Genomic DNA, 22,817 nt, shown 5'->3' on the forward strand with positions numbered 1-22,817 from the left:
AGGCTGGGCTAAATGCTATTGGAAACCGTTACCGTTACACATTAGCGCATAGTCGCTGGTAGTTCACCTTCGGTTCAGCCCCAACGCGCCGTCTGCGGGTACTACGGCTAACGTCCGTTTATGCCCCGGTCCCGTCAGCCACGCCGTCAAGCCACTTTGGCGTCGCTTGCCGCCGAGCTCAATGTGTCGAGAACTACAGTCTCGAACGCGTATAACCGACCCGATCAGCTCTCCGTCGAGCTGCGGGATCGAGTGCTCCAAGCGGCCAAGCGACGCGGATATCCCGGACCTGATCCGGTCGCCCGCTCCTTGCGAACTCGCAAAGCCGGCGCCGTCGGTCTCCTGCTCACCGAAGCGCTCAGTTATTCGTTCCGTGACCCGGCCGCCATGAGCTTTCTGGCCGGTCTCTCGGAATCGTGTGAGGACGCCGGTCAGGGCTTGCTGCTCATCCCGGCCGGTCCCGGACGCGACGAGGTGGACGCGGCGGCCGTGGTCCAACAGGCGGGCGTCGACGGATTTGTCGTCTACTCCGTGGCCGACGACGATCCGTATCTCGCTGCCGTGCTCGAGCGTCACATTCCGATCGTGGTGTGCGACCAGCCGCGCGAGATCCCCGGTGCATCCCTCGTGGGCATCGACGACCGCGCTGCCATGCGCAAGGTCGCCGACTACCTCATCGGGCTCGGCCACCGTGACATCGGCGTGCTCTGCATGAGGCTGGGGCGCGACCGGATGGACGGCGTGGTCAGCCAGGAACGGCTCAAGTCCCCGCACTTCCACGTCCAGCGTGAGCGGATCGAAGGAGTGCGCGACGCGATGGTGGCGGCGGACATGGACCCACTCTCACTCACGGTGATCGAGCGGTACGTCCACACCTCGCAGTCCGGCCACTCGGCCGCGGCGGAAGCTCTCGCGACCAACCCTGAGATCACCGCACTGGTCTGCACCACCGACGTGCTGGCCCTCGGCGCCTTGGACTGGGCGCGCTGGCAGGGCATAGATGTACCTGGCCAACTGTCGATCACCGGATTCGACGGCGTCGACGAGGCGCTGCGTGAATCACTGACAACGGTGCGCCAGCCCCAGGAAGAGAAGGGCCGGCGCGCCGGTGCGCTCCTGATGTCGCCGTCGGGATCCGGCGTTCCGATAGTCGAGATGCTCGACACCGAGCTACTGGCCGGGCGAACATCAGGTCGGATCAAGGGGTAACTGTCACAGGGGTAGGTGTCAGGGTGTAGTTGTCACGCCAGGAGTTGGGCGCAGCGCAACAAACCCAGATGGCTGTATGCCTGGGGGTGGTTGCCCAGTGAGCGTTCCGCGATGGGGTCGTACTCCTCCGCGAGCAGTCCGGTGGGACCCGCTGCCGCGACCAACTGGTCGAACAGTGCCTCTGCTTGCAGGCGTTGCCCGATCAGTAGGTAGGCCTCGACGAGCCAGGCTGCGCAGAGATGGAATCCACCTTCGATGCCGGGCAGGCCGTCGTCGTGGTGGTAGCGGTATACCGTTGAGCCGCTGCGTAGTTCGGCCTCTGTGGCTACGACGGTTGCGGCGAAGCGTGGATCCGTGGGATCGATCAGTCCCGACAGTCCGATGTGCAGAGTAGCGGCGTCGAGATCGGTACCGTCGTAGGCAGCGGTGTACGACTGGACGTCGTCCTTCCATCCCTTGTGGCGTACTTCGTCGGCGATCTGGTCACGTAGTTCCACCCACTCGGGCAGAGCCTCACGAGAAAAGCGGGCAGCAAGATCGACAGCGCGGTCGACGGTGACCCAACCCATCACCTTGGAATAGACGTGGTGGCGAGGGTTGTCGCGAATTTCCCAGATACCGTGGTCGGGTTCGAACCAGCGTCGCTGCACTGCTTCGACCATGGCGCACACCAGTTCCCAGTCGCGGTCGCTCAAAGGATCGGGAGCACCGGCCTTTTCGCGTGCATTCGCCAGTTCGACGATCAGCTCGACGATCGGGCCGAACACGTCCAGTTGAACCTGCTGATTCGCGGCGTTTCCGATGCGGACCGGCCTGGACCCGGCGTACCCGGGCAGTGAGTCGATGACGGCTTCGGGCGGTAGTGAAGTCCCGTACAGCGTATAGAGGGGATGCAGGCGCTCGGGTCCCGGCAGCGTTTCGAGCACGCGGTGGACCCAGTCGAGGTAGTTCTCGGCCTCGTCGGTGGATCCGACGCTGACGAGAGCTGTTGCGGTGAGGGCGGCGTCGCGCAACCAGCAATAGCGGTAGTCCCAGTTGCGGACTCCGCCGATCTCTTCCGGCAGAGATGTCGTAGCGGCGGCCATGATGGAACCGGAATCGGCGTGAACCAGCCCGCGCAAGGTCAGCGCAGAGCGTTTCATCAAGTCCGGCTTCAGCTTCGGCAGTTCGAGCGTCTTGGCCCAATCGGACCAGTATGCCTCCGAAGTCGCTCGGCGTTCGATCTCCGGAATCTCCGAGGGGCCGATTTCTTCTGTTCCGCAGCGCAATTCGAGGACGACGTCACCCTTGGACGGCTCGACGATGGCGTGCGCGGTCTGCTGGTTTCCGTCGGTGGCGATGTTCCACAGCACGCCGGGGGAGCGGAGCACGTATGGCTCGTTGGTGCCGAGGACCCGAATGCCCTCGTCGACGACCTCGAGGGTGACCTGACCTTGGCCGAACTCGGGACGGGGTGCAAACGAGACGATCGCGTCGGCCTGGCCGGAAATGATGCGAGTCAGGTCGGTTCGTCCCTGCGGGACGTCGTGGGGGAGGTAGTCGGTGACGGACAGGCTCGCCCAGCGGGTCTGAACGGTCATCGTGCTGTCGATGTACTTCTGGCTCAGCGGCAAGGCTGTGCGGCGAGGGCCGACCGTGAAATGGCCCGCCCCGGTTCCGCCGAGAAGGTGTGCGAAGACTGCTGCGGAATCCGGTTCCGGGTGACACAACCAGGTCAGCGTCGCATCCGGGGTCACCAAAGCGACGGTCCGCGGACTGGCGAGCATAGAGAGCCGCTCGATGGGCGGAGCGTCGGCACCGGAAAGCCACGTACGACGCTCGTCGAGCAGGAACGCCAGAGCGGCAGCGACGTCCTCGGTGCTGTCGACGCGATAGTCGGCGACGGTGTCCCCACTGCCGACCTTGATTCCGATGTCCGGCCCCTGAAGCCTGCTGAACGCCTTTTCGTCGGTCACGTCGTCCCCGATGAAGACGGCTGCGGTAGCGCCGTCCTGATGGCGAATCAAGTCGAGTGCGTGGCCCTTGTCGGTGGCGATGACGGCCAATTCGACCACCGATTTGCCCTCGGTGACCTGAACACCCGGCCAGAGCGCCGATTCGGTGCGAACGGCGATGAGTGCCTTCTCGGCGTCGTCGGCGCTGGTGTTGCGTACGTGCAGGGCGACGCTGGCGGGCTTCTTCTCCACCGTTGCCCCAGGGGTGTCGGCGGCGATTCGGCCCAGCTCGGTGACGATCTCGTCGAGCAGCTTCCTGGCGTCGGCGTCGATCGCGTGAACGAATCCGATATCGAACTCGGAGCCGTGGCTGCCGACCAACTGCACTTCGGCGGGAAGTCGGGACAGCGCAGCCAGATCCTTGAGGGCGCGACCGGAGATCACGGCAGCCGTCGTCGAAGCCAGGCTGGCGAGGGAGCGGAGCGCACGCACCGTTTCCGCACGGGGATACGCCTTGTCCGGGTTGGCGACGATGGGTGCCATCGTCCCGTCGTAGTCGGAGGCTACGAGCAGACGCGGGGTGCGTGCCACGCCCGACAGTGCTCGGCGGAGTTCGATGGACAGGTCTTGTGCGCTCACCTCTTCAAATCTAGGTGATGCAGCGACTCCTGGCTCGATACGTTTCCGGCCGATCAGTGCAAAAATGACAGATGCGACAAGGGACGTCTATTCGGGTTTCCGAGTTCCGTCACCGAGCAGCAGTTCAACCGTCAATTCCAGTCGATTGGCGACATCGGTAGCCGAAGAACGTCGCGTGAGCCATGCCACCAAATTGGACAGCCACACATCGGAGATCACGCGCGCGATCGCCAACTGCTCTTCGGTTGGCTCCTCTTCGGTCATCGCTCGTGCGAAGAGGCGGTCCATCAACTGGCCCACTTGATCGACCTCGGCCGCTGCGGAGGCGTCGGCGAACATGAACGCGCGAGTCATCGCTTCGGTGAGGAGTGGATCACGCTGCATCGCGCGGGTGATGAGGCTGAGGATCAGCTGCATCCGCTCGAGCGGGCTGGTTCCGGGTGGGATCTTGCCCTTGGAATCGATCTTCTCGAATTCGCGTGCCAGAGCGGACACCAACAGGTGAACCTTGGACGGGAAGTAGCGATAGAGCGTTCCGACTGCGACGTCTGCGCGCTCGGCCACGGCGCGCATCTGGACAGCCTCGTAGCCACCCTTGGACGCCAAGGCGAGGGTTGCGTCGAGAATCCGCTTGCGGCGTTCGCGTTGCGCGTTGGAGCTGAGATCGTCGTCCCCGAGCGTTGCAGAAGCAACCGCGTTGGAGCGGGATCGGGATGTTGTGGTCATCGACAAATTCCTTCGCGCCTTGACTCTTGGCCAGGTGTCATATTAGAACACGTTCTAAACAATTGTGTCACTTATCGAGAGGCGGGAACCAGTTGTGACAATCGCCACGACCGATGAACAGCGAGCGGTCCAGGAATCGATAGAGGCCTGGGCTCGCTCGGCCACGCCGATGGACATGGTACGCCGTGGACCAGCAGTTTCGTGGCGGGAGAAATGGTCCGAGTTCGCGTCTCTCGGGATATTTTCGGTCGCCGTTCCCGAATCGGTAGGCGGAGCCGGGGCCGAAATCGTCGATCTCGCAGCAATGCTCGAACAGGCGGCAATCGAACTCGTGCCGGGTCCTGTTCTCACGACTGCACTCGCAGCTCTGGTGGTGGGGCGTAGTTCGTCGCCCGCTGCCAAGCGTTGGTCCGAAACGCTCGCCGACGGTGCGTTGCCGTGCGCCGTTGTATTGGACGAAAGTCCAGTTGCGGCAACGGCGAACGCGTCCGGTGGCATCGAGCTTCATGGCGAAGGAGGTTACGCCTGGGGTGGAGATTCGGGCGTATCGGTGCTCGTGTCGGCAGGCGTGAATTCCGAAGGTGACGGCTCGCGTGTCGTCTGGGCTCTCGTCGACGGCGACAGCGAAGGCGTGACCTACGACGCCGTCGACACGATCGACAAGTCGCGACCACTGGCACGGGTCTCGTTCGACCGAGTGACGGTTGACGCCGACCGAATCCTCGATGACATTGCGCCCGGATCGGTTTCCGATCTCGCTGCGGTACTGGGGGCCGCGGAAGCAGCCGGAATTGCGGCGTGGAGTCTGCGTACTGCGGTGGAGTACGCGAAGATTCGCGAACAATTCGGAAAGCCCATCGGTTCGTTCCAGGCGATCAAACACATCTGTGCCGAAATGCTTTGTCGCGTAGAGAATGCCGGAGCGGTCGCCTGGGACGCCGCGGTCGCTGCCGAGTCGGGCGATGAACTTCCGATCGCCGCAGCAGTGGCGGCCGCGGTGTCGCTGGACGCCGCAGTCGACACGGCAAAAGACTGCATTCAAGTGCTCGGCGGCATCGGATTCACCTGGGAGCACGAGGCGCACTTCTACCTTCGTCGAGCACTGTCGCTCCGGCAGATTCTGGGCGGATCGTCTCACTGGCGCGCACGCGTCGCGGAATTGACGATCGGCGGCGCACGGCGTCACCTTCAGATCGACTTGAGTGAGCTCGAATCCGACCGGTCCGAAATTCGCGAAGAGGTAGCGCAATTGGTCGCGCTGCCCGAATCCGAACAGCGCAACGCGTTGGCTGAATCGGGCTACCTCGCACCGCACTGGCCCAAGCCGTACGGCCGGGGCGCCAAGGCCGCGCAACAGATTCTCATCGAAGAAGAGTTGGCGGCCGTCGGTATCGGCCGCCCCGACCTGGTGATCGGGTGGTGGGCAGTGCCGACCATCCTCGAGCACGGCAGTGCGGAGCAGATCGAAAGATTCGCGACACCGACGCTCAAGGGCGAGATCACCTGGTGTCAACTCTTCAGCGAACCTGGTGCAGGTTCGGATCTTGCGGCACTGCGCACGACCGCGGAAAAGGTCGACGGCGGTTGGAAGCTGAACGGCCAGAAAGTCTGGACTTCGCTTGCGCGTGAAGCTGACTGGGCCATCTGCCTAGCCAGGACCGATCGCGATGTTCCCAAACACAAGGGCATCACGTACTTCCTTCTCGACATGAAGACCGCTGGGATTCGGATCTCGCCGCTGCGCGAGATCACCGGAGACGCCCTGTTCAACGAAGTCTTCCTTGACGACGTCTTTGTCCCGGACGAGTGCGTCGTCGGCCAACTCGGTGGAGGCTGGAAGCTGGCCCGCACGACCCTCGCCAACGAGCGGGTCGCGATGAGCGGTGGCTCTTCACTCGGCGGTGCGATGGAGGAATTGCTCGAACTGGCCGGCGATCCCGATCCTGTGGTTGCAGACAAGCTCGGTGGGCTGATCGGAACCGCCATGGTGGGCTCACTGCTGGAATTGCGCACGACACTGCGGCAATTGGATGGTCAGGATCCGGGCCCGGCGTCGAGCGTCCGCAAGCTGGTGGGCGTGCGCCAGCGTCAGAATGTCGCAGAGTTCGCCATGGAATTGGGTGGCCCGGCCGGATGGGTGGAGGGTCCGCTCTCGCGTGAGTTCCTCAACACGCGATGCCTGTCGATTGCCGGCGGAACCACGCAGATTCTGTTGACCGTCGCCGCGGAGAGAATTCTGGGCTTGCCCCGTGATTAGACGGCGTGAGTAGAGGCCTTTAGAAATGTCCACGTTGGTGATACAACTAGAACACGTTCTACATCAGAGACAGGATTGCCAGCGTGGACTTCACTCCCGATGAAACCCAGGAAGCGGTAGCCGAGGTGGCTACCGCGCTCCTTGCCCGCGAACTGGAGCCGGACGCGCTCTGGGCGGCATTCGCCGAAGCCGACCTGCTCACGTTGGCCCTGCCCGAGCGTCTGGGCGGCGAGGGCCTCTCGGTCACCGACGTCGGCTCTCTTCTCGTCGAGGTCGGCCGGGCCGCCGCTCCCATTCCGGCTCTCGCAACTCTCGGCTTCGGTGTACTCCCAATAGTCGCTCTGGGGACCGATGCTCAACAGGACGAATTGCTCACCGGAGTCGGCGCCGGACGGGTGTTCACCGCGGCGCTCGGTGAGCCGGGTCAGCAGTTCCCGGCGCGCCCGTCGACCACCGCGCAGCAGTCAGGCGACTGGTATCGCGTCAGCGGGACGGTGCTTGCCGTGCCCTTCGCGGCGAGCGCACACAGAATTCTTGTGCCCACCGACGCCGGAGTCGTTCTCGTCGATCCAACTGCCGCCGGCGTCGCACTGACACCGACTCCCAGTGCGTCCGGCAGTCCGGAGTTCGCAGTCACCATGGACGAGGCAGTCGGTGAACTTCTCGGAGCGGGTCAGGAAGCCGTCCAGACGCTGTACCGGATCGCCACGGCGAGTATCGGAGCCGTCGCCGACGGTTTGGTTTCCGGCGCCGTCGATCTCACCGCCACACACGTCGGCTCGCGTGAGCAATTCGGCAAGCCGCTCGCCACGTTCCAGGCAGTCTCACAGCAGATAGCCGACGCCTACGTCACCTCCCGGACACTTCACGTCGCGGCGTTGTCGGCGTCCTGGCGCGTGTCGGAGGGCCTGGATGCCCAGTCGGACCTCGACGTCATGGCGTACTGGATCGCCCAGGAAGTTCCTGCCACGATGCAGGTGCTTCACCACTTGCACGGCGGTCTGGGCGTCGACGTCACCTATCCGCTTCATCGTTACTACTCGACGGCAAAAGACTTGGCGCGCCTGCTCGGCGGCGCTTCGCAGCGACTCGACCTCGTGGGGGCCCGGTGTTCATCGATCTGACCGACAGTCAGCGCGCATTGCAAGCTGAACTTCGACGCTACTTCTCGACGTTGATTTCGCCCGAAGAGGCCAAGATCATGCGTGTGGAGCGGCATGGCCCTACCTATCGCGAGGTCATCCGTCGTATGGGCAAGGACGGCTGGCTCGGCGTCGGCTGGCCGGTGGAGTACGGCGGACGTGGGTTCGGAGAAGTCGAGCAGCAGATTTTTGTCAACGAGGCTGTGCGGGCGGATGTCCCACTGCCTTCGGTCACTCTGCAGACCGTCGGTCCGACTCTGCAGAAGTACGGTAGCGAGGAGCAGAAGCAGAAATTCCTGCCTGCGATCCTGGCCGGTGAAGTGCACTTCGCGATCGGCTACACCGAACCGGAAGCGGGCACGGACCTTGCAGCACTGCGTACCTCGGCGGCACGCAATGGTGACGAGTACGTCGTCAACGGCCAGAAGATCTTCACGACCGGCGGGCACGACGCGGATTACGTGTGGCTCGCCGTGCGGACAGGGTCTGCCGATTCACGGCATCGCGGTATCTCCATCCTGATCATGGACACCAAGGATCCCGGCTACACCTGGACCCCGATCATCACCTGCGACGGTGCGCATCACGTCAACGCCACCTACTACGAGGACGTTCGCGTTCCGGCGAACATGCTTGTGGGTGAAGAGAATCAAGGTTGGCGCCTGATCACGACGCAGCTCAACCACGAGCGCGTCATGCTCGGCCCGGCAGGTCGTGTCGCAGGAATCTACGACCACGTCTTCGATTGGGCCAAGCGTGAAAATCTGCTTGATCACGTTGATGTACGGCGCGCACTCGGCGAAATTCATGCGACGTACCGGCTCAACGAACTGCTCAACTGGCAAGTGGCGTCGAGTGATTCGGAGTCGGTGGATATCGCCGACGCTTCGGCAACCAAAGTGTTTGCGACCGAGCGCATCCAGCGGGTCGGTAGACTGGCAGAAGAGATCGTCGGGCGGTACGGAAATCCGATCGATCCCGAAACTGCTGATCTCATGGAATGGCTGGACATGCAGATCAAGCGCAACCTGGTGATCACCTTCGGCGGTGGAGTCAACGAGGTGATGCGCGAATTGATTGCGACCGCCGGCCTGAAGCTTCCCCGCGTTCCGAGATAGGAAACAAACCGTGTCAGATCCCATTCTCACTGCTGCCGAGCGGGTTCGAGAGGACGGGCCAAGCGCTCCTCGCGCCGGCCGGGACCCCGTGAACCTGCCGATGATCCGCAACTGGGTCGAGGCGATCGGAGACGAGAACCCGATCTACGTCGACGAATCGGCTGCCCGCGCCGCCGGACACGACGGCATAGTCGCGCCGCCGGCGATGGCGCAGGTATGGACGATGCGCGGTCTGGGCGCGATTCGAGAAGCTGACGATCCGTTGGGCCGGATGACGGACATACTCGACGAAGCCGGATTCACGTCGGTCGTCGCGACCAACTGCGATCAGATCTACCACCGCTATCTGAAGCCGGGTGAAGAAGTCACCATCTCGTCGGTGTTGGAAGATGTTGTGGGGCCGAAGAAGACAGGTCTCGGTGAAGGTTGGTTCTTCACTACCCGCAGCTACTGGCGGGTCGGCGAAGAACTGGTCTCGGAGATGATGTTCCGGATCTTGAAGTTCGCGCCGCCAACAAGTGAGAGCCCCTCCACTGACGTTCCGGCTGACCTGGACGCATCTCGGATGCTGCGTCCGACAGCATCTCTCGACACGCAGTTCTTCTGGGACGGTGTTGCCGCACACGAGTTGCGTATCCAACTGCGTGCGGACGGTTCGGTGCAGCACCCGCCGGTGCCCGCGATCTGGAAGGACAAGTCGGAGCAGACCGACTACGTGGTCGCGTCAGGTCGGGGAACGGTCTTCAGCTTTGTCGTTCACCACGCCCCCAAGGTTCCTGGTCGGTCGTTGCCGTTCGTCGTGGCCCTGGTCGAACTGCCCGAGGGTGTGCGGATGCTCGGCGAATTGCGCGGCATCGATCCGTCGAGTGTGTCGATCGGGATGGAGGTGGAGGCGGTCTACCTCGACTTCCCCGGAGACGACGAGACCGGGGGAACTCCCTGGACTCTGTACGCCTGGCAGCCGGTTTCTGTGTCTGGGGTTCCTGCGGTTTCTGCGGTGAAGGAGTGATGATGACTTCGACGACGGATATCACTGTGGGAGAGATTCTTCCGCAGCTCTCGATTTACGGCGACCCGACTTTTGTCGTCTCGGCGGCGCTCGCTACCCGAGACTTTCAAGATGTTCACCACGACCGCGACCTCGCACAGAAACGCGGCTCGAAGGATATCTTCGTCAACATCCTCACCGACACCGGCCTGGTGCAGCGATTCGTGACCGACTGGGCAGGACCGCGGGCCGTACTCACGTCGATCAAACTCCGCCTCGGAGTCCCCTGGTACGCCTACGACACGTTGACTCTCTCCGGAACGGTGACCTCTTACGACGAGGATCTCGTGTCGCTCGCGGTGGTCGGCAAGAACAGTCTGGGAGATCACATCACTGCGCAGGTCACACTGGCATTCCCGGCGTCAGGCTCGAACGGAGACATTGAAAACGGAGACATTGAATGAGCGCATTGTCCGGCAAGGCGGCGATCGTCGGAATCGGCGCCACGGATTTCTCGAAGGACTCCGGTCGCAGTGAACTGCGACTGGCCGCCGAGGCAGTTCAAGCCGCGTTGGACGACGCCGGTCTGACACCCGCCGACGTCGACGGTCTTACCTCGTTCACCATGGACACCAACACCGAAGTGGCAGTGGCTCGATCGGTGGGTATCCCGAACCTCAAGTTCTTCAGCCGCATTCACTACGGAGGCGGTGCCGCTGCCGCGACGATTCAGCAGGCCGCCATGGCTGTTGCCACTGGCGTCGCGGACGTCGTCGTCGCCTATCGCGCGTTCAACGAGCGGTCGGGTGCGCGTTTCGGTCAGGTGAACTCCGGTCTTGTGGCGCAGGTCAATTCGTCGGGCACGGATAACGCTTTTTCCTACCCGCACGGATTGGGCACGCCCGCATCGTTTGTCGCTATGGTCGCGCAGCGATACATGCACGTCTACGGAGCGTCCAGCGAGGACTTCGGCCGAATCGCCGTCGCGGACCGTAAGCATGCAGCCACTAATCCGAAGGCATTTTTCTACGGAAAACCGATCACCCTCGAGGACCATCAGAATTCGCGATTCATCGCCGAACCTTTGCATCTCCTCGACTGCTGCCAGGAGTCCGACGGCGGCATCGCCATCGTCGTCACCTCGGCAGAACGAGCCAAGGATCTGAAGAACACCCCTGCCGTTATCGCAGCCGCCGCACAGGGCAGCGGGGCAGATCAATACATCATGACCAGCTACTACCGTGACGGTTTGACCGGCCTGCCAGAGATGGGCCTTGTCGGCGATCAACTCTGGTCACAAAGTGGGCTGCGCCCGTCGGACATGCAGACGGCGGTCTTCTACGACCACTTCACGCCCTACGTATTGATGCAGCTCGAGGAACTCGGATTCTGTGGCAGGGGAGAAGCGAAAGACTTCATCGCCGGTGGCGCAATCGAACTCGGCGGTAAACTTCCGATCAACACCCATGGCGGACAGCTCGGTGAGGCATACATCCACGGGATGAACGGTATCGCGGAGGGAGTTCGGCAGATCCGCGGTACTTCGGTCAACCAGGTCGACTCCGTCGAGAATGTACTGGTGACTGCGGGAACGGGCGTTCCGACATCAGGGCTTGTGCTGACTCGCTGATTGATCACGCTGATTGATCGTGGGCACGGCTTCATCAAGCGTCACGGCCTGTTGGCACCGTATCGAGGTCTCCTTCGATGCGGTGCTCGGGCCGTGTTATGTTGTGGCCAAAGAGGTTTGAACCATCACGTTTTGAAGGTGGTGTTCGCCGGCCTGGGGTGCTGCTGCGGGTCGATCGAGGGTGGCGGGATGAACCACGGTTTGTTGTCGACGCCGATCCGGATTTCCCATTTTCCGACGAACCCCGCTTTCCTGTGCATCAAGCGGTGATGTGAACGGCACAGCAGGACCAGGTTGTTCATCACCGTCGGGCCGCCGTTGGCCCAGTGCTTAATGTGGTGCGCATCGGTCCACGCGGGCACGCATGTGCAGCCGGGAAAGGCGCAGCCTTTGTCTCGGGCAATCAGCGCCACTCTCTGCTCGGGGGTGACCAACCGTTTTCCGGGTTTCGCATCCAACGGCGCCCCGTGATCATCGAGCAATACAGTCGACAGGAAACAATCACAGCCGAGAAGCCTGGTCTGCGAGACCGAGAGTGGCCCGAGCCATGGCATGTGTCCGACATCAAGATCCGACCGAGACTCTCCACCATCAGAAGGCGCGGCGGCGCAGTCCCGATGCTCAGCCAAATCGCGCGCGTTGATGTGCACGTTCACATGCGGTCGCTGACCACCATCGGTTCCGGTTTTTGCGCAGTCGAGGTATCGGCGGATAAGTTCGGTGAACCCGTCTGCCGTCCGCTTTGCTGCCGACCGAGCATCGGGGGTTCCGTCCGGCGCCGGGGTCGGCATCGTCAGATTCGACAACGCCGAGAGCAGCATTTCGCCGGTGAGGGCGTCGAAATCACCGCGCACCACCACCCGACCGTTCAAGGTCGAGGCGATCCGGAGCTCGTTCCGATCCACGTCTTCGGCCGGCGGAATCTCATCCGATTCGAACAACCGCTCCAAAGTCGCGATGACATGCCGCACCTTCGTCGTCGTCGCTTCCACACCCGACGCAGCCGCCAACAACAAATCGATGCAGCGAGGGAGCGCTTCCTCCGGCATCCCCTTCGGCGGGGACTCACAAAACGCCACGATCAAGACGGCGTGATCGAACGAGCAATCCCCAACATCGAACCGAGCCGCCACAGCCGGGAACGGCCGCAAAGCGGCGCCCAATGCGGCGATCTTCTTCCCGTCCCGAACCTGCAGCATCGTGTTGGCCGCCAACCACGCACCCACCCCGCGGGACGCGATCACCTGATCATCCGGACGCATCGCCAGTCCGTCTACCACCGCCACCCGCACGGCTTCCAGGCGCAGAATTTCCGCACTCGCTTCGATAGCAGCAGCGCGTAACTCGGCGGCAGACAATCGCCACAGGCGTCCGCGTAACCCCACCGCAGAACCTGACACCACGTCCGACAGATAGACACTCATAGAATCCCCCGATCCCCTCCCCAAAGTGTACTCGAACACACGTTCGAGTCAAGGAAAATTTCGAACCCAATCTAGGATCGCTGGATGTTCACGTTGACTACGGAACGCCTTGTTCTGCGAGATTTCACGCCCGAGGATGAAGAGGCCGTCCATCAGTACGCGTCCGACCCCGCCGTCTGTAGACATGTTGATTGGGGTCCGAACACTCCCGCGATGACCAGGGCGTTCCTTACCGATGCGGCGCTCGAAGCTGCGCTCGTCGAACGTCGCTCGTTCACCCTGGCGATCACGTCGAAAGCTGACGGAGCAGTGATCGGGTCGGTAGCTGCTTGGGAAGTATCCGCCGCGCACCGTCGGGCCGAACTCGGTTTTGTCGTGAACCCGAAGTTTCAGGGGCAGGGTTATGCGTCCGAGGCAGCGCGCGCGGTTCTGGAACTCGCCTGTTCCCGCCTTGGAGCGCAGCGAGTGCAGGCAACGTGTCGTCCGGAGAACTCGGCGTCGGCGTCGGTGCTCGCCAAAATCGGCATGGTGGAGGAGGGACTGATGCGGGCGCACATGGTGATCCGGGGGGCCGCGGTCGATTCGCTGCTTTTTGCCGCCGTACGAGCAGAGATCACGCCACCTGACTTTGCGTGACCTTCCCCGGCCCTGGTGCGATACTCGAACCATGTTCGAGGACGCCTTGCTCATCGATGTGGCCGGTCGGCCCACCATGCAGCATCATCAGGCCTTTTCTCAGGACTGGGACCGCATCAAGGAGTGGTCCGACAACATCTACATGCCCTATACGGTGACGCCGATCGGAAGTCGGTTGAAGCCGGCTTCGGACATGTACTCGGCGGCAGTCGGCAAGATCGACGTCACCAGATTCTGTTACGGGATTCCGGTCTCCGTCGGTGAATGTTCGCCTGAAGCCGGAAACATTCTGGTCCTGACGACGATCAGGGGCAACGGTCGACATGCTCTCGGACGGGGCGCTGCGGCGAATACCGGAGTGGGGGAGACCTTTGTCGCAGACTGCAGCCGGACCGACTACTTCGTCGAATTCGACGAGGATCATCTGCAGCTGAATCTCACTGTGCCGCATCAGCTTGTCGCCGATCACGCGCAACAGTGGTACGGGGTGGTTCCCGATGACCGCCTGTGGCGGCACAAGTGCACGATCGGTGGGCGTGGCTCGAGTTGGCTGGCATTGATGGACTACGTTGTTCGCGCAATTGCAGAGTCACCCGACGCGATGTCGGGTGAAAGGTTGGGTGTCAGGGTTCAAGAACTCGTCACGGCTCAGCTTCTCGACGAGTGGGCGACGCAGGCCGGGTTGCAACTCGGAGTCGACGTCGCCTCCGCCGAACCGGCCTACGTGCGATCGGCAGAGGAGTACATCGACACCTTCGCGCGCTCGGTGCCGACGGCGTCGGAGATCGCGGCTGCAGTGGGCGTCAGCGTCCGAGCGCTCACTGCGGGATTTCGACGGTACCGAGACACCACGCCGGGTCAACGACTGCGCACTCGTCGACTGGAGGGAGTACGTAGCGAACTGTTGCGTTCCGATGGGAGAACCGTCTCCGAAATCGCCAACGCCTGGGGTTACGTCAATCTGGGTATGTTTGCGGCGGCATACCGGAAACGGTTCGGGGAGCTACCTTCCGAGACTCGGAACCGGTTCTGAGGACAGCTGTTTGAACGGTCATGACGATCGGTTTACACAGTGGATGAACTGCCTTGATCCGTTGTTTCGTGTCGGAGCGTTCTGCAAGGATTGAATTCGAACGTGACAGCAATCCCACGAGCTAGGAGTACGTCATGGCAACTCGACTCAATCCGTACATCAGCTTCAACGGCAATGCCCGCGAGGCGTTGGAGTTCTACAAAGAAATCTTCGGTGGCACGCTGGCGCTGAGCACGTTCGGTGAGTTCGGCAATCCCGGTGAAGGCGGCGACAAGATCATGCACGGAATGCTCGAAACCGATCAGGGATACACCCTGATGGGTGCCGACACTCCGCCCGGCATGCCGTACAACCCCGGCGACAACATCACGGTCAGCCTCAGCGGCGACGACGGTGACGTGCTGCGCGGGTACTGGGAGCAGTTGTCGGGAACGGGAACGGTGAGCGTTCCACTCGAGAAGCAGATGTGGGGCGACGAATTCGGCGCCTGTACAGACAAATTCGGCATTTCCTGGCTGGTGAATATCGGAGCGCCCCAGAGCTGACTCCAGGCTCTGCCCGGTTCTGCCGAAACGAGACAGTTTTCCTGCCGTTTCGAGGCAGAACCGGGTATGTGATCGCCGTTACATTCTGTTCGACAAGACAAGTTGCGAGTCGGATGGAGAAATGCAGTGACGATCGAAGATATTGCGCGGAAACCTCTTTCGAAGCCCCGCCTCGACGACGTGCTGGCGCGAGCAACTCAGGGGGCTGACCGTGTCCCGGGTGTCGTCGCGATGATCACGGATCGGGAAGGCGACATCTACGAGGGTACAGCCGGCGAGCGGACTCTCGGTCACGGCGAACCGATGACCCTAGATACAACTTTTGCGCTCTTCTCCACGACCAAGGCGATCACCGGTACCGCTGTCCTGCAGTGTGTGGAGGAGGGGTTGCTCGATCTCGATGCGCCCGCTGCGACCTATATTCCCGAAATTGGTGAGCTGAAGGTCCTGGACGGTTTCGACGCCGGCGGAAACCCTGTTCTTCGGGAACCCAAGCGAGACATCACCACTCGAATGCTTCTTCTTCATACCGCAGGGTTCGGGTACGACTTCTTCAACGAGTCCTACAATCGGCTTTCGCAGGAGCACGGGCAGCCCAGCGTGATCACGTGTAGCAAAGCCGCGCTCACGACGCCGCTTCTCTTCGATCCGGGTGAGAAGTGGGAGTACGGCACCAACATCGACTGGGCAGGTCAGGTCGTCGAGTCGATTCGAGGTCAGCGACTCGGCGATGTCATGCGCGAGCGCATCTTCGAACCTCTCGAGATGGCGGATACGGCATTCACGATGAGCCCGTCGATGAAGGATCGACTTGCGCCGATCCATCAGCGCGAGAGCGACGGAAGCCTCACTCCGCTCATAGGATTCGAACTTCCGGCTGAGCCCGAGGTACATATGGGTGGTCACGGTTTGCACGGCACTGTCGGCGACTACATGAAGTTCATCCGTATGTGGCTGAACGACGGCGCGGGTACTGCGGGCCGCGTGTTGGCGCCGGAGACGGTCGCTGCAGCCGTACGGAACGGACTCGAAGGCCAGCACGTCGGGTTGTTGCCCGGAGTTCTTCCGACGCTGTCCAACGATGCGGAATTCTTCCCCGGTGTACCCAAGGGATGGGCATACTCCTTCATGACAAATGAAGAGGTGGCACCCACCGGTAGGCCGGCCGGATCGCTGGCTTGGGCGGGTCTTGCCAACCTCTATTACTGGATCGACCGGCAGACCGGCGTCGGCGGGTTCTGGGCAACGCAGATTCTGCCGTTCGCGGACGCTGGATCCATCAACGGATACCTGGAATTCGAGACCGCCGTTTACCGATGATCGGCTAGATTCCCGCTGTCCGGGATCGACTGTTTCTTTCGGGTGGGTTCGGAGTACGCATGCAGTACAGCGCACGCTGGCATACGACGAACTAGGAGACGGCATGAACAGCCTCGAAGGCAGCTTCGAAGGAAAAGTTGCACTGATCACCGGTGCCGCACGCGGTCAGGGGCGCGCCCACGCTATCGCATTCGCGGAGCGTGGCGCGGACATCGTGATCTGCGATCGGTGCGAGAACAGTGATGTCGTCGCCTACCCCCTCGCAACCGAGGAGGACCTGAAGGAAACCGTTCGGTTGGTGGAGGCCACGGGCCGCCGGTGTATTGCCGTTAAGGCTGACACAGCCGATCGGGAGGCGATGGATGCGCTGGTTGCCCGCGCTGAAGCCGAGTTCGGCCATGTCGACATCGCCGTCGCGAACGCCGGTGTGTCCGTGCCCGCTCCGATCACGTCGATGACGTCGGCACAGTGGAACGAGGTCATCTCGTCGAACCTGACCGGTGTGTTCAACACCGTGGCAGCCGTGTCGGGCGGAATGGCGGAACGTGGATACGGTCGCATCATCACGATCTCCTCGATGATGGGTCGATCCGGTGGCACCCAGATGGCGGCGTACGGCGCCTCCAAGTGGGGTGTCATCGGTTTGACGAAGAGTGTGTCACTCGAACTGGCCAACTCGGGTGTGACCGTGAATGCTATTGCACCGGGCAATATCTCGACTCCGATGATTCACAACGACATGATGTACGCAATGATGCGGCCGGACCTCGAATCGCCTACGGCAGACGACGTCGAACCTGTGTACGCAACCTTGCACGCGCAGCCGATCGGTTGGCTGGATCCCTTCGAGGTCACCCGAGTCGTCCTGTTCCTCGCCGCCGACGCGAGTGCCCACATGAGTGGCATCGTGGTTCCTGTCGACGCCGGAGTAGCCGCTCGCTCGAACGCTTGACGGACAAGACTGTTCGCGCGAAAGCGCGGACCGGGTGGGTCGTCGGCGTCCTGAGTCTGAGCGGTGTGGTGGTCGCGCTGCAACAGACCTTGGTGGTGCCGGTCCTGCCTGCGTTCGCGACGGCATCGGGAGTATCGTCGTCCACCGCTTCCTGGCTGGTGACCTCGACGTTGCTGACCGGTGCCGTCGCGACCCCTCTCATCGGCAGACTCGCCGACATGTTCGGCAAGCGCGCGATGATGCTCGTCTGTCTTGCCGTGATGATCGTCGGCTGCATGGTTGCTGCGCTCAGCCAGAGTTTCTGGTTACTGATCCTCGGGCGCTCGTTGCAGGGGTTCGCGACGGCGCTTCTGCCCGTCGGAATCAGTATCATGCGCGATGTCCTTCCCCCGGAAAAGCTCAGTGGTGCAGTTGCTCTCATGAGCGCAACGCTGGGTATCGGCGGAATGTTCGGCATGCCGATGGCGGGGGTGATCTCGGCGCATTGGGGATTATCCGCGCTTTTCTGGGTCACCGGCGGGTTCGGGGTTGTACTGGTAGTCGTCTTGCCGCTGGTGGTGCCGGAATCGGCTGTGAAAAGTCGAGGACGCTTCGACTTTCTGGGAGCCACAGTCCTCACATTCGCCATGACTGCACTGCTGCTGGCCGTTTCGAAGGGAACCGAATGGGGCTGGGGAAGCCTCCAGGTTCTCGTTCTGGTCGCGTCCGGAGTTGTCTTGCTCTGTGGATGGATCCCGTGGGAACTGCACACGCCGGCACCGTTGGTAGATCTGCGAACTTCCCTTCGCGCCCCGATTCTCGTCTCGAACGTCTGCGCGGTGTTGCTCGGATTTGCCATGTTCATCAGTGCGTTGGCGGCAACGCAGGAACTTCAGTTGCCCCTGGCGTCGGCTGACGGTCTCGGACTCTCAGCCGCCGAAGCGGGATTGGCGATGATGCCGGGCGGAGTTCTGATGATCGGGTTGGCGCCGGTGTCGTCGAAGGTGACGAGGCGATGGGGAGCGAAGGCCACGTTGGCGTCAGGTGCGATCGTCATTGCAATCGGGTACGTCTTGCGTGTGCTGTTGACGCCGACGTTGGTCAATATCGTGATCGGCGCCGCCGTGGTGTCCGCCGGTGTTGCATTTTCCCTGGCAGCCATGCCGACGCTGATCACCGAATCTGCACCGATCCATCAGACTGCGTCGGCCAACGGATTCAACAGCTTGCTCCGCTCGGTCGGTACCTCCACCGGAAGCGCTGTTGCGGCAGCGGTATTGGCCAGTTCGACGGTGGTGATCGGTGCGACCGCTGTACCGACCCTGCATTCGTTCGCGGTTTTGTACTGGATCGGAGCGGGTGTATCGGCATTGGCCGCAGCCGTGACGTTGGCAGTGAGAGTGGATCGGACGGGTGCGGTATCTGTGTCCGAGTTGCCTACTGCAGCAGAAACCGACGGCGTAACGAGGATCGGGTGAGCCGAGGGACTCACCCGATCCTCGTCACCGTTATCTCCTACTGGAATCGACCAGGTACTCGAGATTCTGGTTGTACGGTGTGGCCGTTACCGCAGCGTGTGAACTCACCCGGGACACCTCGGTCGAGCCGCGAACGACTGTGGCTTTGATAGCACCTACCTTCAACGGTGCGATGCAGCTGCTCATCCCGGCCGGAGCATTACAGGTGGTTGTTGTGCTTCCCACTGTCACTTTGACGACCGCAGGCGCGGTCAAGAAGGAAAGAACTTCGACGGTATCGCGAGCGGGAGATGACCATTGGCGCAGTGTCATAGGGGCGGCAGAACGGTTGGTGGGGACCGCGGAGACCGACTGATTGCGATAGATGAGATAGGCGGTGTCGCGAACTATCGCGGGTGAGGCGCCGGTGCGGAAGCTGTACAACCCGTAGGAACTCATGTCGAGCAACGCGCGTCCATGACCGGCACTGGGTGCGAACGACGTTCCCTCGCTGTAGTCGTTCCAGGTGACGAGCTGTACCCATTCGCTGTTGGACGCAATCGCGATCTGCCACATGTTCTGCAGATTCTGTGAATTCTGTGCCTCGTCGTAGATCGACTGACTAGGACGAACGTCTTGGAAGGCGACTGGCTGCATCCATATCTTCCCCAAGGAGTGAGCGGCAGCGGCAAGTCCCATCGGAGAGTTCGGGTTCGAGGCCGAGAGCGGATTTCCTGCCGGGTTTCGATTACCCCAATTCGACATTCCGTAGCTGATCGATGCAAAAGAATTCCGGTTGGCTGCAGCGTTGAGGAAAACCGGAACAAATGCCACGTTTATTCCGTAAGAATTCTTCATTATAGTCATGAATTCCGACCACCAGCCCGCAGTCTTGTTTTCGGCAAGAAATGGCGATATCACGAGCCGTCCGTCGTTCAATTTGAATGATGAAGCCATGGACGAATACGGTTTCATCTCAGCTGCCATTTGGGCGGCGGTCATGTTTTTGAACGCGCCGTTCATATCAGGCATGAGCATGATCTTGAAATTCGGATCGACCGACGCCGCCGCTTTGATCAGTGCAGTGGGCACAGTGGAACCCCACCAACTCGTGTCGGTTGCCTTGGCGATGATGTCGACGGAGAATCCGTCGATGCCCGCAGCGATCGCCGAACGAACCTCGTTTTCGAGATCGCGTTGGCGCCACTGTGCATCGGCGATGGGTTGCCGCGGACTCGGCCGATCGCGGAGGAATCCTCCGTAGCGGACGTGCTTGTTGTTCTCGCCGTTGACCGTAAGATATTGTGTCGCATAATAATCACCGGATGGATTCGCATTGTCGATCGATACCGGATATGGCGGGAAGTAGTGAGCGAAAACCAACTTCCCGTTGAGTGCTGACTTCGGCGGTATGTCGAAGGGCAACGCTGCAGATTCGGGATTCGCAGAGAACGAAGTCGGTGTGTACGTCGGCGCGGAGCGTGGTTGCGTGTCGTACGCGGAGATCAGTGCGGCCACGACAATCACGGCCAGTGTGAAGCAGATCGTCTCGAAGGAATATTTCGCCGTTCTTCGGATGCATTGAGTTCTGGTGCATGGAGTTCGGACGCTCATGGCGCAGTCAGCCTTTCTCGATCCCCCGAAGTGTGAGTCTTCCCCGCGTGCACTGAATCGGTGATTCAATTCTTTTCGGCCTCTGCTTGGTTCATTTCGAGATTCGACACCAGATAGCCGCTGCCATTGGGCCGAGTGTCACTTGCGGTACGAGTGTAACGCTGCCGTGCCTGTCGTGAATACCCGAAAATGATCTTTATTCGAGAAATTTCGAGTTTTTCTTTCGGGTGTATTTCGGTCGAAAGGTTAGTGAAGTTTACCGGCTGTATTGGACAGGACGGGGACGTGCGGCTTGTGCCGTACCTCGTGACCGAAAGCCACCGGCGAAACCGGCGAGGTGATTGCAGCCCGTCAACTGACGAAATTTCCTGGAATGTGTCGGCCTCCTGGGTCACACTGGGGAACGGACTACCGACGGATTACCGATGCGGGAGGGCTCATGACCGAAGCGATTGTGGCCGAGGGGCTGGTCAAGAAGTACGGCGAGGTCACGGCATTGGACGGCATCGACCTGGAAGTGCGCGAGGGTTCGGTGATGGCTTTGTTGGGTCCCAACGGCGCCGGAAAAACCACTGCGGTAAGGATATTCACGACGCTGCTCATTCCGGACGGTGGTCGCGCCGAGGTTGCCGGGCTGGACGTGGTCAAGGATGCGCGGGCGTTGCGATCCAAGATCGGAGCTTCGGGTCAATACGCCGCGGTCGACGAGTACCTGACGGGTTACGAGAATCTGGACATGGTCGGGAGGCTGTATCACCTCGGCGCCCGAAGCAGTAAGGCCCGAGCGCGTGAATTGCTCGAGCAGTTCGATCTGGTGGAGGCCGGCGATCGGCCGGTCAAGGGCTACTCCGGTGGAATGCGCCGCCGTCTCGATCTCGCCGGCGCATTGGTTGCTCGCCCGCAGGTGTTGTTTCTCGACGAGCCGACCACCGGCCTCGATCCTCGGGCGCGACTCGGTCTCTGGGATGTCATCGAAGGGTTGGTGGCGCAGGGAACCACGCTGTTGCTCACGACGCAATACATGGAAGAAGCCGAGAGATTGGCCGACCAGATCGCCGTCATCGACCGCGGTTCGGTCATCGCACGCGGTACTGCAGATCAGTTGAAGGCGCGGGTCGGGGGAGAGCGCATCGAATTGAGCGTGCACGAGGTCGAGCACCTCGACATCGTCCGAGAGGAATTGCGCTCGCTTGCCGTCGGGGACATTCAGGTTCAAGAGAATGTTCGTCGCGTCACCGTTCCTGTCGACGACGGCACCGATGCGTTGGTCGCAGCGCTGAATCTTCTGTCGGCACGAGGCATCCGGGTGTTCGACGTCGGTCTGCGCAGACCTACTCTCGACGATGTCTTCCTTACACTGACCGGGCACCAGGCTGAACTGGAGGATCAGAAATGACCGTGCAGATGGCGCTCGAAGACGGTTTGACCATCGCCAGGCGAAACTTGATCAAGATCAAGCGCGTTCCGGATCTTCTGGTGTTCACCACTCTGTCGCCGATCATGTTCGTGCTCTTGTTCGCATACGTCTTCGGCAGCGCGATCTCCGTCCCGGGTACGTCGTATCGAGAATTTCTGATTGCCGGAATCTTCACCCAGACAGTCATATTCGGTGCTACCTGGACTGGCTTGGGGATGGTCGAAGACATCCAGAAAGGAATCATCGACAGATTTCGATCGCTCCCTATGGCTCCGTCCGCCGTGCTGACCGGACGAACATCAAGTGACGTGTTGATCAACGTCATCAGTTTGGTGGTCATGTCGTTGACCGGTCTTCTGGTGGGGTGGCGTATCCATTCCAGCTTCCTCGAAGCGGTGGCGGGTTATGCGCTACTTCTGTTCTTCGCGTACGCGTTGTCATGGGTCATGGCTGTTGTCGGGCTTTGGATCCGGACGCCGGAGGTATTCAACAACGCGAGCTTCATCGTCATCTTTCCGCTGTCGTTCATCGCGAACACTTTTGTCGAGACCACCAATCTTCCCGGCCCGCTCAAAGTGATCGCCGAATGGAATCCGGTGTCGGCGGTGACTCAGGCGGTGCGTGAATTGTTCGGCAACACCAACCCTGCGATGACAGTTCCGGATGCGTGGCCACTGCAGAACCCGGTCATCGCGTCGTTGTTGTGGACTTTCGGTTTGCTGATCGCCTTCGTACCGTTCGCTATTCGTCGCTATCAGAAGGCAGTCAGCCGCTGACCTGGTGGTTCCGGTCGGTAG

At 61.5% G+C, this 22,817-nt stretch carries 19 protein-coding genes; 15 read left to right on the top strand and 4 right to left on the bottom strand.

The genetic code is table 11. The features are described 5' to 3' along the window. The first annotated feature begins 120 nt into the window (after nucleotides 1–120). On the top strand, nucleotides 121–1,209 hold the full coding sequence (locus ACFWAD_RS18520; protein WP_003945452.1) for a LacI family DNA-binding transcriptional regulator: 1,089 nt from the start codon (nucleotides 121–123) through the stop codon (nucleotides 1,207–1,209). Between the two features lie 32 nt (nucleotides 1,210–1,241). Here the strand turns inward: ACFWAD_RS18520 and otsB are convergent, their stop codons facing one another. Beyond that, the gene (gene otsB / locus ACFWAD_RS18525; protein ID WP_378546388.1) at nucleotides 1,242–3,782 is read right to left on the bottom strand and encodes a trehalose-phosphatase; all 2,541 of its coding nucleotides are present in this window, start codon (nucleotides 3,780–3,782) and stop codon (nucleotides 1,242–1,244) included. A gap of 87 nt (nucleotides 3,783–3,869) precedes the next feature. Further along, a complete protein-coding gene (gene kstR, locus ACFWAD_RS18530; RefSeq protein WP_003945752.1) occupies nucleotides 3,870–4,508 on the bottom strand; it encodes a cholesterol catabolism transcriptional regulator KstR in 639 nt (212 codons plus the stop codon). 94 nt (nucleotides 4,509–4,602) lie between these two features. On the opposite strand from kstR, the gene ACFWAD_RS18535 reads away from it, so the two are divergent. The 6 genes from ACFWAD_RS18535 (at nucleotide 4,603) to ACFWAD_RS18560 (ending at nucleotide 11,643) form a co-directional block, all read left to right on the top strand. Next, nucleotides 4,603–6,765: an acyl-CoA dehydrogenase gene (locus tag ACFWAD_RS18535; protein WP_378546391.1), complete on the top strand. Its 2,163-nt coding sequence runs from the start codon at nucleotides 4,603–4,605 to the stop codon at nucleotides 6,763–6,765. Nucleotides 6,766–6,848: 83 nt separating this feature from the next. Then, complete coding sequence (locus tag ACFWAD_RS18540) at nucleotides 6,849–7,889, top strand: acyl-CoA dehydrogenase family protein (protein WP_378535002.1); 1,041 nt, start codon at nucleotides 6,849–6,851, stop codon at nucleotides 7,887–7,889. Then, nucleotides 7,874–9,025, top strand: coding sequence for an acyl-CoA dehydrogenase family protein (locus ACFWAD_RS18545; protein WP_084326786.1), 1,152 nt, complete (start codon nucleotides 7,874–7,876; stop codon nucleotides 9,023–9,025). The genes ACFWAD_RS18540 and ACFWAD_RS18545 overlap by 16 nt, the downstream gene beginning before the upstream one ends. Before the next feature lie 10 nt (nucleotides 9,026–9,035). Then, a complete protein-coding gene (locus ACFWAD_RS18550) occupies nucleotides 9,036–10,034 on the top strand; it encodes a bifunctional MaoC family dehydratase N-terminal/OB-fold nucleic acid binding domain-containing protein (protein ID WP_378535006.1) in 999 nt (332 codons plus the stop codon). Between the two features lie 2 nt (nucleotides 10,035–10,036). Continuing rightward, the gene (locus ACFWAD_RS18555) at nucleotides 10,037–10,477 is read left to right on the top strand and encodes a MaoC family dehydratase (protein WP_378535008.1); all 441 of its coding nucleotides are present in this window, start codon (nucleotides 10,037–10,039) and stop codon (nucleotides 10,475–10,477) included. Next, nucleotides 10,474–11,643 (top strand): lipid-transfer protein, encoded by a 1,170-nt coding sequence (locus ACFWAD_RS18560; protein WP_317551625.1) that lies wholly within the window; start codon nucleotides 10,474–10,476, stop codon nucleotides 11,641–11,643. The genes ACFWAD_RS18555 and ACFWAD_RS18560 overlap by 4 nt, the downstream gene beginning before the upstream one ends. A gap of 125 nt (nucleotides 11,644–11,768) precedes the next feature. On the opposite strand, the gene ACFWAD_RS18565 is transcribed toward ACFWAD_RS18560, so the two are convergent. Next, nucleotides 11,769–13,067: a DUF222 domain-containing protein gene (locus tag ACFWAD_RS18565; protein WP_378546394.1), complete on the bottom strand. Its 1,299-nt coding sequence runs from the start codon at nucleotides 13,065–13,067 to the stop codon at nucleotides 11,769–11,771. A gap of 84 nt (nucleotides 13,068–13,151) precedes the next feature. Here ACFWAD_RS18565 and ACFWAD_RS18570 point away from each other — a divergent pair, with 84 nt between their 5' ends. The 6 genes from ACFWAD_RS18570 to ACFWAD_RS18595 all read left to right on the top strand — a co-directional run bounded on the left by ACFWAD_RS18570 (nucleotide 13,152) and on the right by ACFWAD_RS18595 (nucleotide 19,010). Beyond that, the gene (locus ACFWAD_RS18570; protein ID WP_378546397.1) at nucleotides 13,152–13,703 is read left to right on the top strand and encodes a GNAT family N-acetyltransferase; all 552 of its coding nucleotides are present in this window, start codon (nucleotides 13,152–13,154) and stop codon (nucleotides 13,701–13,703) included. 31 nt (nucleotides 13,704–13,734) lie between these two features. After that, nucleotides 13,735–14,736, top strand: a complete 1,002-nt coding sequence (locus ACFWAD_RS18575) for a helix-turn-helix domain-containing protein (RefSeq protein ID WP_378448229.1) — start codon at nucleotides 13,735–13,737, stop codon at nucleotides 14,734–14,736. A gap of 134 nt (nucleotides 14,737–14,870) precedes the next feature. Continuing rightward, nucleotides 14,871–15,281 (top strand): VOC family protein, encoded by a 411-nt coding sequence (locus ACFWAD_RS18580; protein WP_047269632.1) that lies wholly within the window; start codon nucleotides 14,871–14,873, stop codon nucleotides 15,279–15,281. A gap of 180 nt (nucleotides 15,282–15,461) precedes the next feature. Next, nucleotides 15,462–16,601 carry a serine hydrolase domain-containing protein gene (locus ACFWAD_RS18585; protein WP_378546694.1) on the top strand — a complete coding sequence of 380 codons (1,140 nt, stop codon included), beginning with the start codon at nucleotides 15,462–15,464 and terminating at the stop codon, nucleotides 16,599–16,601. 103 nt (nucleotides 16,602–16,704) lie between these two features. Continuing rightward, on the top strand, nucleotides 16,705–17,553 hold the full coding sequence (locus tag ACFWAD_RS18590; RefSeq protein ID WP_378546400.1) for a mycofactocin-coupled SDR family oxidoreductase: 849 nt from the start codon (nucleotides 16,705–16,707) through the stop codon (nucleotides 17,551–17,553). Beyond that, nucleotides 17,550–19,010, top strand: coding sequence for an MFS transporter (locus tag ACFWAD_RS18595; protein ID WP_378546403.1), 1,461 nt, complete (start codon nucleotides 17,550–17,552; stop codon nucleotides 19,008–19,010). Before ACFWAD_RS18590 ends, ACFWAD_RS18595 begins: the two co-directional genes overlap by 4 nt. A gap of 30 nt (nucleotides 19,011–19,040) precedes the next feature. On the opposite strand, the gene ACFWAD_RS18600 is transcribed toward ACFWAD_RS18595, so the two are convergent. Then, entirely contained in the window at nucleotides 19,041–20,516 is a 1,476-nt protein-coding gene (locus ACFWAD_RS18600) for a glycoside hydrolase family 71 protein (protein WP_378546406.1), read from the bottom strand. 526 nt (nucleotides 20,517–21,042) lie between these two features. Between ACFWAD_RS18600 and ACFWAD_RS18605 the strand changes: the two genes are divergently transcribed. Both ACFWAD_RS18605 and ACFWAD_RS18610 read left to right on the top strand, forming a co-directional pair. Then, on the top strand, nucleotides 21,043–21,999 hold the full coding sequence (locus ACFWAD_RS18605; protein WP_378546409.1) for an ATP-binding cassette domain-containing protein: 957 nt from the start codon (nucleotides 21,043–21,045) through the stop codon (nucleotides 21,997–21,999). Further along, nucleotides 21,996–22,796: an ABC transporter permease gene (locus tag ACFWAD_RS18610; protein ID WP_378546412.1), complete on the top strand. Its 801-nt coding sequence runs from the start codon at nucleotides 21,996–21,998 to the stop codon at nucleotides 22,794–22,796. The genes ACFWAD_RS18605 and ACFWAD_RS18610 overlap by 4 nt, the downstream gene beginning before the upstream one ends. Nucleotides 22,797–22,817: the final 21 nt, after the last annotated feature.

Origin of the sequence: Rhodococcus sp. NPDC059969 (genome assembly GCF_042738325.1) — a bacterium.
Classification (GTDB): Bacteria; Actinomycetota; Actinomycetes; order Mycobacteriales; family Mycobacteriaceae; genus Rhodococcus_F.